Source organism: Limnospira sp. PMC 289.06 (assembly GCF_032350395.1).
GTDB lineage: Bacteria > Cyanobacteriota > Cyanobacteriia > Cyanobacteriales > Microcoleaceae > Limnospira > Limnospira platensis.
On sequence record NZ_JARPLC010000063.1, the window covers coordinates 1 to 16,062 of the forward strand.

The window sequence follows — 16,062 nt, forward strand, 5'->3', positions numbered from 1 at the left end:
CTCGGTAAATGCAGTGGCGATCGCCCCCGACGGGAAACGAGCGGTGTCTGCATCGGGTGATAACACCCTGAAACTGTGGGATTTGGAGCAGGGGAGGGAACTCGCTACCCTCTCTGGGCATAGTGGATGGGTAAATGCAGTGGCGATCGCCCCCGACGGGAAACGAGCCGTGTCTGCATCGAGTGATAACACCCTGAAACTGTGGGATTTAGCCACGGGGGAGGAAATCGCCAGTTTTACCGCTGATACATGGGTTTTGGCTTGTGCCGTTGCCCCGGATGGAGTGACGGTGGTGGCGGGGGATAGGTCGGGGCGGGTGCATTTTCTGCGGTTGGCGGGGCTGTGAGGGTGCAGGGGAGGTGAGAAACCGGGTTTATGCGCTAAATTTGGGTGAGGAGGCAAGGATTGTCCGAGAAACCCTCCGAACATCGCACGATAATCAAGTTAATCTGTATTGGAGTGAGCCGCCATGAGTTTATCCCTTACGCCAGAAATTGAACAACGGATTGCCCAGCAATTAAATCAGGGAGGCTACCAGTCGGCTGATGAAATGATATTAGCCGCTTTGGAACTATTAGATAAAAGAGAACAATATTTAGCCGAACTGCGCCAGCAAATCGAAATCGGGGAAAGCCAAATTCAACAAGGAAAAGTTACAGATGGAGAACTTGTATTTAATCGACTGCTGAACCGTTTACAGCAACAAACTGAAGATTCCTGATGGGAAATTATTCATTCTCTGATGCTGCCCTAGCCGACTTAGACGAAATTTGTGCATCCCTGTCGGCAATAAACCCAGACGTAGCGATTAGATTTTTTGAAAAAGTCCGGGATAAGTGCCGTCAGTTTGCTCAATTTCCCAACATGGGCAAAAACTACAGTCACATTAAAGCAAATCTCCGAGGTTTGATTGTGGAAAATTACATCATATTTTACCTTCCACGGCCTGACGGCATAGATATTGTTCGCATCATTAATGGGTATCGAGACCTAGAATCATTGAATATCTGAAAATCTGTAACCGGGCTTCTCTACTCAACTTGGGGCAAAACCAATCACCCCCAGCAACCCGGTTTCTGGTTTGTGGTGATGGGAAAGCAACCCGGTTGCTAGAACCATCCGATAAAAGCATCAAGGACAGTCAAACCTATAATGGAGAAGCACATTTCCCGGAGCCGACTCTATGTTACTCAGCGAACTGTTACCCACCGTTAATCAGTTATCTCATCAAGATAAACTTCGACTGCTTCACTTTCTCCTCTTGGCAGTCGCTAAGGAGGAAGGGTGTAGCCTAGAACTAACCGGAGAAGTTGACTCAGCAAATGAGTTGCTCGAGCAGCTTGCATCGACTGAGGCAGTGGTATGGTCGCCGCAAACAGATAGCGCATCTGTTCAGGCTTTGTCGGATCTTCTGGTGGCAGCAAAGGAAGGTAGCATCTAATGCTTGATGGACAACGATATTCATTCACCGAACGCATTGATAGTCTTGGGCGCTCTGCCATCATGCCCTATTTACCCTTGACGCTCACGTTAGGCGATCGCTCTGTGGACGTGACTGCGTTGCTAGATACAGGCGCAAGTGTCAATGTTTTGCCCTACGAGATAGGTTTACAACTAGGGGCAATCTGGGAAAATCAGACGGTTTCAATCCCCTTAAGCGGGAATTTAGGTCGAAGCGATTCACGAGGTTTGGTTGTATCGGGTGCGATCGCTCAGTTTCCTCCCGTGCTACTTGCGTTTGCTTGGACTGAATCGAGAGATGTCCCCGTTATTCTTGGACAAATGAACTTCTTTGCAGAGTTCAAGGTGTGTTTTTATCGACATGAGTCGGCTTTTGAAGTTTGCCCGAAGGATAGATGAAATCAATCAACTTATTCGGTGGGGATTTGTGGGGGTTGCCGACTTAACCGATTCCGAAAAACAACAAGCAAAATATGTCGCTAAACAGATGGAGCGATCGCCCCCGACGGGAAAAGAGCGATTTCGGCCTCTGAGGATAAGACTGTGAAACTATGGGATTTGGCTACGGGGGAAATGTTAGCGACCTTTACGGGGGATGGTGCGATCGCTTCCTGTGCGGTTGCTGCTGATGGCGTGACGGTGGTAGGGGGGGCTTGGTTGGGACGGGTGTATTTCCTGCGTTTGCACGGGTTGAGGGGTTGATAAAGGGGCTTTGTTAATGCGATTGGGGTGAGGCGGCAAAGGTTAGGGCAGAAACTGGGTTTATGGGATGTGGGTGGAGAGCAAGAAAATCCCTAGATCAGCCAGGAAAAAAAACAGCCAACTCACCGAACCCGCCCCCAGCGATCGCATGAGGCGATCGCCCAAATTACACCCATTCCTCCGAGTCAGCAATTACGACCTTATGGATTATCTGCCGGAGAATTTGTCGTCGCCGATGATTTCGATTCTGCTTTGCCCGAAGATATCATCAATGTCGTTGAGGGAAAATAAATTATTTTCAGTTTAATCTGATTGATAATGATAACGTGCTTGTAAAAAATAAACCTTATTTTCTGTTACTTTGTAAACTAAACGATGCTCTAAATCAATGCGTCTTGACCCAGTATCTGGGGCAATATATTTTAGTGGTTCAGGTTTTCCTAACCCGGTAAACGGTTCACCATTAAGGATATCTGCGACTAAATCTAGGATTTTATCCCCTTTTTTGGGTTCAGTGCGATACCACCAAGCTAAATCTGCTTTAAAATCGGGACTAAATACAGGAAAATAACCCGAGATATGATGATTAGGGGTTTCATGGGCTGGTTTTTTCTTTTTAGGACTCAACTCCTAACTCCTCTTTTAATTCAGCTACCGTTTGAGGAGTGGCGGTGCTATTTTCTGACCATTCTAAAGCCCGAAATAAACGTTTCGCATTTTCGGGCGATCGCAGTAAATAGACACATTCTAATAAACTCTCTAGCTCATCTTGGGCAATTAACGCCACATTTTTCTCATTACGGCGCTTAATGACCACAATCTGACGTTCATCACACACTTGATCCAAAATAGTGGCTAAATTCATTCTCGCTTGAGAATAAGTGGTTTCTTTGCTTAACATCATTTTTGCTAGATAACTGGTACAACATTATTGTACAACGATTTACTTAAAGCCTGAACCTGATGCTCGGCGATCGCTCCCTGGCGTTTCCAGAAGGCAAAATAGTAGATACAGCACCCCAGGAGCTAGACCTGAAACTTAACGAACTCTTGCCAGCCATTCCCACCCAAACCCCCCACCACTAGCTCCAGAACTCCAACCCGCCAACTTTCATGGGCGAGAGCCAGTGGCTCGTTGTCGTCTTTGAGCGACACTTCAGGGCGATCGCACCCGGTGAAATGGCGATCGCACCACGGGAGGCCATCCCATGAACTTTATTCCCAAATCTAGCGACCCTAGTTGTGAAGGATGGTTAAAGATGCTCGATAGAGTTTTCCGCCAGCCAAATCTACAAGCCAATTTAGCCTCTAATACCATTGCTGCGTCTGTGACTACCCCTGACCCATTTCTATGAGAAACCAGGTTTCTTGGCAAGATTTGGGTGAGGATGCAGGATAGTCCTAGCCACCCGGTTTCTGAGGTTGTGGGTGGGTGAGGTTGAGAAACCGGGTTTTTTGACTATTCTGGGTTATTTTAGCGGAAGAGTACATCTGAACGCATTGTCAGGGTCAGATCTTGTTCTGGGTGAATGACAACTACATCCACGTGACCGCGACCAATGAAGACTCCCGCCAGAGCCCCTAGTCCCGCGCCGCCCAGGACTTCCTCAGTGGCGATCGCTTTATCTCCGAGTACCCCCGCCAAAGCCGCCGCCGCCGCCGCACCCACAGCAGCACCTTTAAGGATATTACCAGCAGAAGGTCCACGACGGACGGTTTCCGTGCGGGTGACAACATTAGAATTAGCATCAAGACGATATCGGCGATTATTGCTGACAATCACCTCATTAGCCACAAACTGGGAACCACCAGAAGCGGGTCGCAATTCCCCAACAATTTCGGCTCCTGCGGGTATCCAAACCCGTCCTTGGTTAGTGCGGATATCTCGGGCGACTACCATAGTCAGAGCGGTCGTTTCTGTGGGGGTGAGAACGATTCTCTCAGCTCCTGGGTATTCTACGGGAATAGTTGTTCCGGCGGAAATTCTTTCCCGTTGTAGAGAACCAGGTAATTGTTGAGCGCGGGCTACGGTTTGATGTAGCAATAGGGGGGCTGCTAGTCCAGTAGTTAAACCGAGGGTGAGGAAGATGGATGTAGCAGAACGGTAGAGTTTTTGGTGGAACATAGTTTACATTATCCTCGGAGCTAAATTAATTGATTTGTCTCTATTGACGTGGATGGTTTGAATTTAGTTCACAATTTCTGGAGAAATTTGTGGAACCCGGACAGTTAAAGTTGACCAAAAGCTGAGGGACTGGGCGATCGCTTTTCGGCGACAGGGTAGGTTAATTAGGCTTTACGGGCAGTATTTAGCACACAAGGACTCACCCTGTCTCTATAGTCTATCTGGGTTAAATGTTAACGGGGATTTTAGGGAACAGGTACAGAATATTCTCTTTCTCGGACCGAAGGACCTCTGACCACAATTCGGAAACGGCGAGACGGGGGGAGTTGGGCGATTAAATCGAATTTACCTTCGGAATCCGTGACGATCGCCCGATTATCAATATAAACTATATCCATGGGATCTACTTGTCCTACAATTCTAGCTCTCCTAGGGCTAAGTCGCGTTACCTGAAACACTTGTAAAGCAGACAAAGGTGGAGTTAGATCAGGAACAGTGGGGGGTAGGTTAAGGTTAACTACGGAAAATTTTTGTCTGTTAACTTGGGTTTCTTCACCCTCTGCGGAAGTTCCGACAATACCTTCAACGGTGCTAATACCCGTTTTACCATCTGGTCCAACATCGACCCCAAAGGAAGTTCCCCTAACTCCGGCGACAGTTACAGGGGTTTCTACTCGAAAAGGGGAGGCTTCCACAGACTCTTCGGAGTTTTGGGAGTCTTGGCTAAATATTCCTTCCCAGTTTAAGGCGGCGATTTCCTGGGGAGGTTGAGAAGCGGTAGAATTACGGAATGGGGCGCTAACAAAACGGGCGATGGAAGACCTAACCCGACCTTTGGAAATAAAAACAACTGTTTCTTGGTTAGGGTCGAGTCCTGGTTGTCCTGATAGGCTTCTAATTTCCAGGGTGGTGTTTTCTGCTAATTCTAAAACACCGATATTGCTATCTACTCGTAAAATAGCGATCGCACGCCTTCCGGTTGTGATCACGTCTCCCACCCCTAAGCGATCGCCCAATCTGGCGGGGTTACCATTAATGGTAACTCTTCCCTGGAGTTCCTCTACCATCAAACTGCGGGTGGCGGTCCGGTTAACCTGGGATAATGGGGAGGTATTGGCTATGGCGGGTTTAATAGCGCCTAATATACCTAATTCCACCATTGTAATGGCGATCGCCGTCATTCCCGGTATAAGAAAGAAGGCATACTTAAAAAAGTTGTCACGGTTGGGCTTTAGCCAACTGGTCCCTGTTGTTACCATTTTCCTAATTAAATCTATGGTGTCGCTTCAGTTTACGCAATTTACCCGGCGGGTTATCCCCTTAGTTGCTGTGGTCTCTTTGGCTTTAGTCGGATTTACTCCGATTTTAGTTGCCATAGCTGAGGAGGTTACTACCCCAGATCCACGTCTGACAGAGGCTGAGACGGCTTTTGCTGCGGGGGTGAAATTAGTACAAGAGGGGTCTCCAGAATCTCTACAACAGGCCCTAGTTCAGCTTAACCAAGCCTTACTATTGTATCAACAAGTGGGTTTAGGGTCCCAGGCGGCTGAGACTTTCCTGGGTTTGGGATTAGTTTATAAGAGTTTGGGGGACTTGCGAGCTAGTTTAGAGGCTTATCAGCAGGCTTTGAGTTATTATGAGAGTAGCGATCGCATTTTGGATGCTGCCTATAGCCTCAACCAAATTGGCAAAATTCATTATGAGTTAGGGGATTATCAAAAAGCAGTTGAAGTCTATCAACAGGCGATTATTTTTTATGGTCAAGGGGGAGATCTGCGGGGGAAAGCCTACGCTTTGAATAATTTGGGGGCGGTCTATGAACCTTTAGGGAAGTTTCAAGAAGCCCTGGAAGTTTACACCCAAGCGTTAGAATTACACGAACAAGCTAATAATAGGGTGGGATTGGCTAGTAGTCTAAATAATTTGGGTTTGCTTTATGATGCTTTGGGGAATTTTGAACTCAGTTTAGATTATTATAAGCGATCGCTTAGTTTATGGCAAGAGTTAGATCATGCTCACGGGGAAGCTAGTACCCTGAATAATATCGGGTTATATCATGAGTCTCAGGATGATTTTGAGGAGGCTTTACAAAGTTTTCAACAGGCTTTAGGACGATATCAAGAAATTGGCGATCGTCGGGGAGAGGCTACTACTCTTAATAATATTGGCTTTACCTATACCAGGTTGGAAAACTGGAATGCTGCACAACAGTCTTATCAGCAAGCGTTACCTTTATGGGAGGAAATTGGCAACCGTAGCGGACTGGGAAGCACTTTAAATAATATCGGTGTGGTTTATGCGGCACTGGGAGAGTTTGACCGGGCTTTAGAATTTTATCAGCAGGCTTTAGTTGTGCGCCAAGAAATTGGCGATCGCCCTAGGGAAGCCTTATCTTTATATCGGATAGCGATCGCCCATAGGGGGTTAGGTAATCAAGATGATTCTCTGAGTGCTATTCAAGCCGCCATTGAGATTATAGAAGATTTGCGAACTAATGTGGTTAGTCAAGATTTAAGAACCTCATTTTTTGCATCCAAACAAGAATATTATGAGTTTTATATTGACTTGTTAATGGAGTTGGATCAACAAAATCCGGGACAAGGATATGATGGTTTAGCCTTAGCAGTTAGTGAACGAGCAAAAGCGCGATCGCTTTTAGATTTACTAGCCGAAATGTCCGGGGAAGTACAAGGAGGTATCGACCCGCAAATATTAGCGGAAAAACAACAAATTCAGCAACAATTAGCCGCTGTAGAAGAGCGTCGCATTCAACTCCTCAGTCAACAGCATACAGACTCTCAAAAAACGGCTATTGATCAGGAATTAGAACAGCTATTAATTAAATACCGCAGTATTTTAGGTCAAATTCGCGCTACCAGTCCCCGCTATGCAGCCCTGACTCAACCAGAACCTTTAAATTTGGCTGAGATTCAAGAAAGGGTTATCGACCAAGATAGTTTATTATTAACTTATTCTATTGGTGAAAAACGGAGTTTTCTCTGGGCGGTTACTTACAACTCTATTAGTAGTTATGAACTCCCAGGTAGAGAAGTCTTAGAAGCTGAGACTAAGAGATTTCGAGATAGTTTCATTTTTGGGAATCTCAGAATCCGGCGGACTTTGGCAGAAAATGCCGCCAAAAACTTAGGTCAAATTCTCCTAGAACCCTTGTCTAATTATGAGGACAAAAACAGAGTTTTAATTGTCCCTGATGGGGTATTAAATTTTGTCCCTTTCGTGGCTCTTGCTTATCAATCAAGTGATGAAGAATATCGCCCTTTAATTATTACCAGAGAATTAGTCACCCTCCCTTCTGCTTCGGCTTTGGCGGTTTTGAGAAATGAAATGTTAGGTCGAAAGCCGGCAGAAAGATACTTAGCAATTTTAGCAGATCCGGTATTTGGGATTAATGACGAAAGATTAAATCATACTAATGAGATTAATTCAACTTCTTTGCCTCCTGATTTAGAACAGTCAGCGCGAGAGTCTGGTATATTATTTGACCGCCTACCTTTTACACAGACGGAAGCGGAACAAATTGTATCTTTATTTCCGGCAGAATCTTTTAGTAAAGAATATGGTTTTGGGGCTACCCGCGAGGTGGCTACCAGTGACAAAATGAGTCAGTATAGAATTATTCATTATGCTACTCATGGGATACTGAACAGCCAAAATCCTGAACTGTCTGGATTGGTGCTTTCCTTGGTTAATTCTGAAGGTCAGCCCGTCAATGGTTTTGTGAGACTTCATGATATTTTTAACCTAACTTTACCGGCTGACTTAGTAGTGTTAAGCGCCTGCGAAACTGGTTTAGGACAACAGGTTAGGGGGGAAGGTTTGGTAGGACTGACGAGGGGATTTATGTATGCTGGGGCGGCGCGTGTGGTGGTGAGTTTATGGAGTGTAGATGACCAAGCTACAGCGGAATTAATGGTGTTATTTTATCGTTATATGATCGACAATGGTCTATCTCCCGCCGCCGCACTCCGTCAAGCACAAATTGAAATCTGGCAAAACTCTCAATGGCATTCTCCCTATTATTGGGCGGGTTTTACTATTCAGGGAGAATGGCAAAATTAGCTATATAGTAGGGTGGGGTACTTCACATATAATAACTTACCCAGGAAACGATTAAGCTGACGCACCGCTATTAATGATCAGTTAAAAATGCTCAGATTAAGCGATCGCACTATTTCCTGAATCAAAAATAAACCCGCTACTGAATTTCCGGTATCATCAAGGGGAGGACTATAACAAGCGATCGCCCCCCAACCGGGAATCACCGATAGCACCACCCCACTGACTCCCGACTTAGTAGGGACTCCCACCTGCACCGCAAATCGACTAGAGGCTTCATATAAGCCACAGGTCATCATCAATGCTTTCACCTGTCTACAGGGTTCTATCCAACTCGGTTGAGGAGGCTGCAATAATAACATCCCCAATTTAGCTAGATCTTCGACTGTGGCAGATAAACAACAAATATGATTGTAAGCGTCAATGGCAGCGATCGCATCAGAAATAGTCCCCCGGTGATATAATTCGGTGGTGATGGCATCATTACGAGAATTGGGGGCGGAACGCACAGAATTGAGGGTATCATCATCCAATTGCAGAGAACAGCCGCCCCAGTGATTTAGCCAATCAGATAACACTTGGCATCGTGTTTGTCCATCAGGACCAGGAAGCAACGCCGATAAAGCGATCGCGCCACTATTAATCATCGGATTACGGGGCCAGCCGCCGTCAGCTTGCAATTGTTCCAGAGAATTGAAGGGATAATCAGAGGGTTCCATTCCCACCTGTGCAAATATGCGATCGGCCCCCAACTCTACCAACATATACAACAGCAGAAACGGCTTAACCACACTCATTAGGGAAAATCTCAGATCAGCATTGCCCAATAAATAACAGTTCCCCTGGCAATCTAAAACTTGAACTGCGAATGCCTTTGGAGATACCATAGCTAACTGAGGAATATAGGTCGGTAAACTGCCTTGATCGCTGCGAGACTTAGCCGCTTCAACCCATGTCTCTAGTTGCACCAGGTTTAAACTCAATCTTGCCTGAGTATTCATAGGCTCATAGATTAACCAAAACTCTATTATCTATTTTGACTCCGATTTGGGCGAGTTATAGCACACCGGATTGGGTCTGTTATCTGTTCGCTGCTATAGTTTCCCAGAACTGCGCCGGAATATGGCAAGATGGGTTAGGGAAAAAAATAATAATTTATGCTGAATTTGTCCGAGTCCATAATGAATACCTGTAAACGCTGGCTGAAAACTGGCCTGATTGCCCTATTGCTGTGTGTTCTTTCCGTTGGTCTGAGCGCCGCTTGGTGGGATGGCGGCAGCAGCACGCCAAAACGGGAAAGTGTCTTACCTGCTGGTAATGCTATTACTGATGGTAAGGCACTCCTACGCTATGCTCTCCCGATTGACAATGAGCCGATCCGCAAATTTCAGAGTAGCCTCGAAGAGATTGCTGGTCGCATTAGGGGTAAGCGCTGGAGTCCTATTAAAGGGGATATTACCACTGCTGCTAGGATTTTATCTATCAATGAAGGGGATATTTTGGCTAGTATCCCAGACGATCGCCAAACTGAGGCTAAGGCTATTATTGAGGAACTCAGGGCAGAAATTGAGGTTCTGCGATCGGCTTTGGACATTAAAGACGGTGAAACACTCCTAGAAACCCGTGCCCAGATGTTGTCTCAGGTGACTCAGCTTGAGGAAATGATGGTTGGGGAATTTCCTTTTGAAGTCCCCGCAGAATATGCCAATATTCCCCAACTCAAAGGCCGTGCTACCGTGAAGATGACTACTTCTGAGGGAGATATTACCCTGGTGGTCGATGGTTATAGCGCTCCGGTAACGGCCGGTAATTTTGTGGATTTGGTGCAACGTGGGTTTTATGATGGGTTGGAGTTTATCCGCTCGGAAGAGTCCTATGTTCTGCAAGTCGGAGATCCTCCCGGACCAGAGGAGGGATTTATTGACCCGGATACAGGAAAATATCGAGCTGTTCCCCTGGAAATTTTGGTGCGTGGGGATGATGAACCTACTTATGGGATTACCCTAGAGGCGGCGGGTCGTTATCGTGATCAGCCAGTTTTGCCGTTTTCTGCTTATGGAACTGTGGCTATGGCTCGTCCTGAAAGTAACCCTGATGGCGGATCTTCTCAGTTTTTCTTCTTTTTGTTTGAACCGGAACTGACCCCGGCGGGACTTAATTTGCTTGATGGTCGTTATTCTGTGTTTGGATATGTGACCGAAGGTAAGGAAGTCTTGGAGAATTTGACCCAGGGTGATGCGATCGCATCTGCTAAAGTCATTCAAGGCTTAGAAAATTTGGTTCAACCTAAGAAGTAGCCTTAAAAAGGCTCCCCAGTGGCAATTTATTAATTGCCACTACCCCCTCTCATCGATGATTTGACTCTTTCATCATTATTATTTGTGCCAGCTATTATGGCTATTTTAGAATTACTATCTGTGGCGGCTTTGGGTGTTCTCGTGGGATTGTTCCTGGTTAATATCAATTCTAAACGCGATGAACAACGCCAGCTTGATAATGCTTTTTATCAATTAATTGAATCCCAAGATGGTGAAATTTCTTTAATTCAGTTGGCGGCTTTGGCGCGGGTTAGTGCTGATGTCGCTCAAGAATATTTAGACCGACAAGCCGGGGTATTTGCTGCTATTCCTGAGTTTGACCAAGATGGTAATACCTTCTATCGATTTCCTCGCTTACGCCTTCCTAAGCAGTTTCAAGAGCGATCGCCTGATCAGGATTGGTAAAACCCCCACCATAAAATCAGTTAATAGCTGGTGGTCAACTGTTCGTTTTTTTTGATAAGTACAACGTTTGGGAAGAAAAAAATGTTATCATGGATACGAAAGTGAATTTAAAATCGGTTATTTTTCCTGCCTCTGTAGGGTTGTTATAGGGTGTACCCGTCTAGTTTTTTCCCCAAGACTTAGTTTCAGAAATCTATAGATGATGAGTAACCGAGTCGGGTGCGAGATTCCTGTTAAATTGCTTCAGGAAGATGAAGGAGGGAAACGATGAGCCATAACCCTTGAGCGCTCACCCTTGAGAAGTAGGGTATCAAAGGGAGTTAAATCATGGGATATCACAGGATTTTAGTGGCGCTAGATAGATCGAATCATAGCGAATTGGTTTTAGAGCAAGCGATGGAACTAGCGCAAAAAAACTCAGCGGAACTAATGATTTTTCACCGCCTGGAGGTTAGCGAACCGGACCCCTATGGTTTTAGCGATCTTCACGCGACTAATATTGCTCGTTACTCGCGAATCATGCAGGATCGGCTAGAGAGTGAACTGGACCAGATCCGCAGTTGGCTAACAGCTTGTACTCGTCGTGCTACGGACGAGAATATCACTGCTGACTGGAATTGGAAAATGGGGGATGCGGGGCGGTGCATTTGTCAAATAGCAAAGGACTGGAATGCGGATCTAATCGTGGTAGGACGCAGGGGATACGAGGGGGTAATTGAGGCGTTGCTGGGAAGTGTGAGCAACTTTGTGGTTCATCGCGCCCCCTGTTCGGTTTTAGTAGTACAGAGTAGCGATCGCCATTAAGAAAACATTCATAGAAAACGAAATCAAATAGCGATCGCCCAATTTAGGGAATAGAGTCCCGGTAAGTTTAAACGGATCTATTTAGGTTTAGTTCTAACACTTACCGGGCCATTAACAGTAGTTTGACAAGCCAAGCGGTAGGTATCAGGTTTTTTCTTGAGCATTCGTTCTTCCACCGGAGTTTTAGGGGAGAGATTTTCCATACCCTCAACCACTTCCACAATACAAGTACCACATTGACCGTAGCCGCCACAGTTGAGGAGTTTTCCCTTTAAGGTATACAAATCAATCTGATTTTCCATCGCTTTGAGTCGGAGATTTGCGCCATCAGCGGCAATAACTTCGCGGTTTTCGTTGACAAAATTGATGTTAGCCATGATGAATTTTTGAATCTAGGAAGGTTAGGTTGACAGAGATTTTGTTGTGATCAGACAAGGCTTTGAGGAAAGGAAGTTTCCCAAAGTGTCTACCAAATAATCTGTATAATCTGTTTTTGGGGAAACCGACATCCTTGGACAAGTGAATTGCAGTTAAGGTTGATCTTGAAGGATATTATCGGGGAGATTGCTAACAAATCGCCTCAATTGAGCCAGAGCGCGGTTATAACCAATAATTGCTCTGAGCAACTGGTTTTGGGCGCGAGTGAGGCTAGTTTCTTGGTTAATGACATCAGTTTGAGTACCGACACCAGCTTGGAAACGGAGTCTAGCCAATCGGAGAGCTTCTGTAGCCTCCTCAACGCCTAGGTTAGCAACTCCAATGTTCTCAAAACTAGCTTGTAGGTTAAAGAAGGCTTCCTCAATTTCTCGGCGGATTTGGTTGCGGGTTTGGGAAAAGCGTTCTTCAGCGATCGCTATACCCAGCTCCTGTTGTCTAGCCCTAGACCTAGCGGCACCCCCATCAAAGAAATTCCAACGCAACTGCAATTGAACATTATAACCATCAGCCCAACCCTGAGCCGCAAAGCGATTAGCGTCATCAGAAAGCTGTCCAAGAACGTTATAACTAGCGGAACCAGTTAAATTAGGTCGAGTGGCAGATAAGGCCTGTCTGCGTCTTTCTTCAGCTAAATTACGGTTAACTAACTGTGTTTCCAATTCGGGGCGATTCCGATAGGCGAGGATGATAGTTTCATTGAGGGTAAATTCCCAAGTTCCCGCCAAGGATATCGGGTCTGCTGCCACTAAATTGACATTTTGACTGACATTTAATAGGCTAGCGAGATTGCGCCGAGATGTTCTCTGGCTGCTAATGGCGTTAGTCAAATCCTGCTGGGTGCTGGCGAGGGTAACACGAGCCTGTAAAACCTCAAAGCGGGTACCCACCCCAGCGCGTTCGAGGGCTTCTGCATCCTCCAAACTTTTTTGAGCGTTGCGAACTGCGGCGCGCTGAATTTCGACTTCCGCATCGGCTGCTTGTAGGTTGTAGTAGGTTTGGGCGACGTTAAGATAACTTTCCTCAATCACCCGTTCTAGTTCTAACTCTGCGGCTCGCAGTTGCTGTTCGGCTTCTCTAATTCGTGCGCCTCTAGCTCCATTTAAGCCAAAATCATATTGAATTTGCAGGGAGTTATCAAAGCTGGTAGAGCCAAAGGGGATTTGAAAGGGGGTTGTGTCAACTTCGCCTCTGGCGGCGGCTTGGCGACGTTGATTGCGAATCCGACGATTTTGGGCGCGGGTGGATATGGTGGCTCCTGCTGTTTCCGAACGGGTCAAGCTGGAGGTGAATGATAGGGAAGGGAACAGTTCTGATTGAGCAACTCGCAACCCCGCCAGATTTTGATCAAGCTGGAGTTGTAGAACTTGGATTTCTGGGCTGTTGCGCCGCACCAAATCAAATGCTTGTTCTAGGGTAATGGGAACGGTTTCTTCGATTTCTACTTCCCCAGGTTGGGTAGGAAAATACAGGGGGTTAGTGCTGGGTAAAACTATTGAAGGTGGTTCGGTGCGTAAGGTTCCATCTGGATACCTTTGGGGGTATGGCTCGGTAGGGGGTGTCAAGTCGGGGATTTGAATTTCTGGTGTCTCTACTTGGGACAGTTGTACTGGTGGTGTGGGATTATTTTCGATCGCCGATTGAGTATGAGAATTGTCACTGATAGCCACTTCTTGTGAGGGGCTGTCGGAAGATACCTCTGTGGAGAAGTTTACATCAGTTGAGGGAGCGATCGCGTCATGGTTAGGAGACTTGGCCTGATATTTTCCGGGTAAGTCTACTGATTCTAAGGCGATCGCATCATGGTTAGGAGATTTGGCCTGATGTTTGACCAGGTTCGGGGGGGTTTCCATGAACCCACCGCCACTCAAGGCTTCTCCCATTGTGTGATTTAAAGACAATTCTGGAGTTGGTGTGTCAATTTGACCAGCTACAAGGCTGGTGTCGTTAGGTTTATGGTCAGTAATGGGGGTTGGTTCAAGTTGTGAGGCTACAAATTTGGTTGGTTTGTGCTTGAGAGTTGATTCTTGAGTTAGGGGATGGTCAGATGATCTATCCTGGGACTCAACAGGCGAAGGCACTGCTTCTCCCTGCCCAACATTGAACAACACAATTGTTCCACTCACTCCCACAGCCATCAAATAGCGAAGAACAGGCATAATTTTTTCAATATAGTCAGTCTGCAAGTCCAGAACTCATTTTAAAGCAAGGTTGAAGTATTGCTCGAAAATGCCCAAATTAATTGCCATTTTGGGGATTGATGGTAATTTTCACAGGCCTGGGGGCGTTGTCAGATGGGACGCTGAGGGGTGTTTTCATGAATGCGATCGCTTTTGGCAATCAAAATCTCCGTATTTTTACGGACATCTTAGCAGTGATTGGTGTTAAAAATGCGAGAAATGTCCGAGAAATTACTGTTGGTGTTTGTGGGAATTTATCTTAACCTAAATATAAGGGCTGCCCATTAGTTCCCTGTCAGCCTGACTACGGCAAAATTGCTCCATCCCACACCTCTTATGATGATTAAACCCATGTTGCTATCAGAAACAAATTTACAGGATATCCCGCAACTGCTGCGTCAACTCCGGGAAGATTTGGAGTTGTCCCAAGCTGAACTGGCGCAATTTCTCGGAGTATCCCCACAAACTATTAACCGCTGGGAAAATGGACATTCTCAACCTTCGGCAATCTCGATTAATTTGATGCAAAATAAATTAAGTTCTTTGGATGCTATCAAGGATATCAAAACTGTTAAGGCTAATTTATCACAGCCCAGTAATGGTCTGCGACAGGCTGATGTAGCCCGCATTCTTAATGTTTCGTTTCAGCGGGTACAGACTATTAGGAAGCGACATTACATAGAATTCACCTGGGATAATACTATTGATGCTTGGGTTACATCTCGCGAAGAAGTACAGCGCTATATTGACAATAAAGGGAAGCGTCGGAAACGCACAATTGATAATTAATAAATTGCCCATAGCCATGGAGACCAGGCTTGTTTTGTCCCCGGTATTCCCAGATAGTATTGGAGGGGGGCTATGTTTGGGATTCGATTAAGCCTTGGGGAGGGGTGATTTCCAAACGGCGATTCTGTAAATCTACAACGGGGACGATCTCCTTAACAAAGGGAATTAATAAGGTTTTGGGCTGGTTGGCTTTGGTTTGGAAATGGCGCTTGCGTCGTTTGTTTTTGGGAATGTTCTGTAGTTTAGCTTGGCGTTGAGTATCGGCGGCGAGGTCTTCTGAGGTGGGGGTAAAATTTAACTGTACCTCTAACAAGTCATTTCCGGCGGGGATGACATCAATTACTGTACCGATTATGTCTTGGGTGTCTTGATTAAAGACTTCTAACCCAATCAGGTCTAATACATAAAACTCATTATCCTCTAAATAGGGGCGATCGCCCTCTTGAATGAATAGACGACTATCCCGCAAGGCTTCGGCTTCTTCCCGGGTTTCGACCCCTACCATTTCAATAGCATAGAGTCCTTTTCCGGGAATAAACCTTCCCCCCAGAAGTTCTACGGGTGATGGTTCATTTTGTCCGGGTTTTTGTAGCCAGCGGGTTCCGGGTTCGATAAATCTTTCGGGAAAGTCGGAATTCGGATATACCCGCATCTGGCCATCTAAACCCTGAGCAGCTACAATTTTACCAATTTCGATCCAATCAGACATTTGGACAGTCTCCTGAACCTCGACACAACACATGATAAGATTTCAGCATTTTAACCC

General features: G+C 46.0%; 22 protein-coding genes and 1 pseudogene. 14 read left to right on the plus strand and 9 right to left on the minus strand.

What is annotated here, in order from left to right:
* The 6 genes and pseudogenes from P5674_RS13960 to P5674_RS13985 all read left to right on the plus strand — a co-directional run.
* A pseudogene (locus P5674_RS13960) lies at positions 1–346 on the plus strand (WD40 repeat domain-containing protein); the annotation flags it as partial.
* 123 nt (positions 347–469) lie between these two features.
* Positions 470–721, plus strand: coding sequence for a type II toxin-antitoxin system ParD family antitoxin (locus P5674_RS13965; RefSeq protein WP_315670047.1), 252 nt, complete (start codon positions 470–472; stop codon positions 719–721).
* Positions 721–1,011 (plus strand): type II toxin-antitoxin system RelE/ParE family toxin, encoded by a 291-nt coding sequence (locus P5674_RS13970; RefSeq protein WP_072621824.1) that lies wholly within the window; start codon positions 721–723, stop codon positions 1,009–1,011. Before P5674_RS13965 ends, P5674_RS13970 begins: the two co-directional genes overlap by 1 nt.
* A 172-nt stretch (positions 1,012–1,183) precedes the next feature.
* On the plus strand, positions 1,184–1,441 hold the full coding sequence (locus P5674_RS13975; protein ID WP_006616027.1) for a hypothetical protein: 258 nt from the start codon (positions 1,184–1,186) through the stop codon (positions 1,439–1,441).
* Positions 1,442–1,503: 62 nt separating this feature from the next.
* Positions 1,504–1,860: a hypothetical protein gene (locus P5674_RS13980; protein WP_434475126.1), complete on the plus strand. Its 357-nt coding sequence runs from the start codon at positions 1,504–1,506 to the stop codon at positions 1,858–1,860.
* Between the two features lie 144 nt (positions 1,861–2,004).
* Entirely contained in the window at positions 2,005–2,163 is a 159-nt protein-coding gene (locus P5674_RS13985) for a hypothetical protein (RefSeq protein WP_315670049.1), read from the plus strand.
* Positions 2,164–2,223: 60 nt separating this feature from the next.
* On the opposite strand, the gene P5674_RS13990 is transcribed toward P5674_RS13985, so the two are convergent.
* The 3 genes from P5674_RS13990 to P5674_RS14000 all read right to left on the minus strand — a co-directional run bounded on the left by P5674_RS13990 (position 2,224) and on the right by P5674_RS14000 (position 3,067).
* A complete protein-coding gene (locus P5674_RS13990; protein ID WP_286131386.1) occupies positions 2,224–2,355 on the minus strand; it encodes a hypothetical protein in 132 nt (43 codons plus the stop codon).
* A gap of 111 nt (positions 2,356–2,466) precedes the next feature.
* Positions 2,467–2,790, minus strand: a complete 324-nt coding sequence (locus P5674_RS13995; RefSeq protein ID WP_006620163.1) for a Txe/YoeB family addiction module toxin — start codon at positions 2,788–2,790, stop codon at positions 2,467–2,469.
* Positions 2,780–3,067, minus strand: a complete 288-nt coding sequence (locus tag P5674_RS14000; RefSeq protein WP_199318129.1) for a type II toxin-antitoxin system Phd/YefM family antitoxin — start codon at positions 3,065–3,067, stop codon at positions 2,780–2,782. The genes P5674_RS13995 and P5674_RS14000 overlap by 11 nt, the downstream gene beginning before the upstream one ends.
* Before the next feature lie 59 nt (positions 3,068–3,126).
* Here P5674_RS14000 and P5674_RS14005 point away from each other — a divergent pair, with 59 nt between their 5' ends.
* Together P5674_RS14005 and P5674_RS14010 are read left to right on the plus strand one after the other, a co-directional pair.
* Positions 3,127–3,249: a hypothetical protein gene (locus P5674_RS14005; RefSeq protein ID WP_315670050.1), complete on the plus strand. Its 123-nt coding sequence runs from the start codon at positions 3,127–3,129 to the stop codon at positions 3,247–3,249.
* 122 nt (positions 3,250–3,371) lie between these two features.
* The gene (locus tag P5674_RS14010; RefSeq protein WP_157888691.1) at positions 3,372–3,518 is read left to right on the plus strand and encodes a hypothetical protein; all 147 of its coding nucleotides are present in this window, start codon (positions 3,372–3,374) and stop codon (positions 3,516–3,518) included.
* Between the two features lie 119 nt (positions 3,519–3,637).
* Here P5674_RS14010 and P5674_RS14015 read toward each other — a convergent pair whose 3' ends face one another.
* Positions 3,638–4,288, minus strand: coding sequence for a hypothetical protein (locus P5674_RS14015; RefSeq protein WP_006620161.1), 651 nt, complete (start codon positions 4,286–4,288; stop codon positions 3,638–3,640).
* Positions 4,289–4,533: 245 nt separating this feature from the next.
* Positions 4,534–5,547 carry a FecR family protein gene (locus tag P5674_RS14020; protein ID WP_231852154.1) on the minus strand — a complete coding sequence of 338 codons (1,014 nt, stop codon included), beginning with the start codon at positions 5,545–5,547 and terminating at the stop codon, positions 4,534–4,536.
* A gap of 16 nt (positions 5,548–5,563) precedes the next feature.
* Here P5674_RS14020 and P5674_RS14025 point away from each other — a divergent pair, with 16 nt between their 5' ends.
* Complete coding sequence (locus tag P5674_RS14025) at positions 5,564–8,368, plus strand: CHAT domain-containing tetratricopeptide repeat protein (RefSeq protein WP_315670051.1); 2,805 nt, start codon at positions 5,564–5,566, stop codon at positions 8,366–8,368.
* Positions 8,369–8,445: 77 nt separating this feature from the next.
* On the opposite strand, the gene P5674_RS14030 is transcribed toward P5674_RS14025, so the two are convergent.
* Positions 8,446–9,366 carry a glutaminase gene (locus tag P5674_RS14030; RefSeq protein ID WP_006620158.1) on the minus strand — a complete coding sequence of 307 codons (921 nt, stop codon included), beginning with the start codon at positions 9,364–9,366 and terminating at the stop codon, positions 8,446–8,448.
* 156 nt (positions 9,367–9,522) lie between these two features.
* On the opposite strand from P5674_RS14030, the gene P5674_RS14035 reads away from it, so the two are divergent.
* From P5674_RS14035 to P5674_RS14045, 3 genes are all read left to right on the plus strand, one after another.
* On the plus strand, positions 9,523–10,662 hold the full coding sequence (locus tag P5674_RS14035; protein ID WP_315670052.1) for a peptidylprolyl isomerase: 1,140 nt from the start codon (positions 9,523–9,525) through the stop codon (positions 10,660–10,662).
* A gap of 33 nt (positions 10,663–10,695) precedes the next feature.
* Positions 10,696–11,088 (plus strand): hypothetical protein, encoded by a 393-nt coding sequence (locus P5674_RS14040; RefSeq protein ID WP_006620156.1) that lies wholly within the window; start codon positions 10,696–10,698, stop codon positions 11,086–11,088.
* Between the two features lie 327 nt (positions 11,089–11,415).
* The gene (locus P5674_RS14045) at positions 11,416–11,892 is read left to right on the plus strand and encodes a universal stress protein (protein WP_006620155.1); all 477 of its coding nucleotides are present in this window, start codon (positions 11,416–11,418) and stop codon (positions 11,890–11,892) included.
* Between the two features lie 77 nt (positions 11,893–11,969).
* On the opposite strand, the gene P5674_RS14050 is transcribed toward P5674_RS14045, so the two are convergent.
* Both P5674_RS14050 and P5674_RS14055 read right to left on the minus strand, forming a co-directional pair.
* Positions 11,970–12,269 carry a 2Fe-2S iron-sulfur cluster-binding protein gene (locus P5674_RS14050; RefSeq protein WP_006620154.1) on the minus strand — a complete coding sequence of 100 codons (300 nt, stop codon included), beginning with the start codon at positions 12,267–12,269 and terminating at the stop codon, positions 11,970–11,972.
* 153 nt (positions 12,270–12,422) lie between these two features.
* A complete protein-coding gene (locus P5674_RS14055; protein WP_014275270.1) occupies positions 12,423–14,486 on the minus strand; it encodes a TolC family protein in 2,064 nt (687 codons plus the stop codon).
* A 101-nt stretch (positions 14,487–14,587) separates the two neighbouring features.
* Between P5674_RS14055 and P5674_RS14060 the strand changes: the two genes are divergently transcribed.
* Together P5674_RS14060 and P5674_RS14065 are read left to right on the plus strand one after the other, a co-directional pair.
* Complete coding sequence (locus tag P5674_RS14060; protein WP_006620152.1) at positions 14,588–14,770, plus strand: hypothetical protein; 183 nt, start codon at positions 14,588–14,590, stop codon at positions 14,768–14,770.
* A gap of 73 nt (positions 14,771–14,843) precedes the next feature.
* Positions 14,844–15,296, plus strand: a complete 453-nt coding sequence (locus P5674_RS14065; RefSeq protein ID WP_006620151.1) for a helix-turn-helix domain-containing protein — start codon at positions 14,844–14,846, stop codon at positions 15,294–15,296.
* A 70-nt stretch (positions 15,297–15,366) separates the two neighbouring features.
* Here the strand turns inward: P5674_RS14065 and rimM are convergent, their stop codons facing one another.
* The gene (gene rimM, locus P5674_RS14070) at positions 15,367–16,005 is read right to left on the minus strand and encodes a ribosome maturation factor RimM (RefSeq protein ID WP_006620150.1); all 639 of its coding nucleotides are present in this window, start codon (positions 16,003–16,005) and stop codon (positions 15,367–15,369) included.
* Positions 16,006–16,062: the final 57 nt, after the last annotated feature.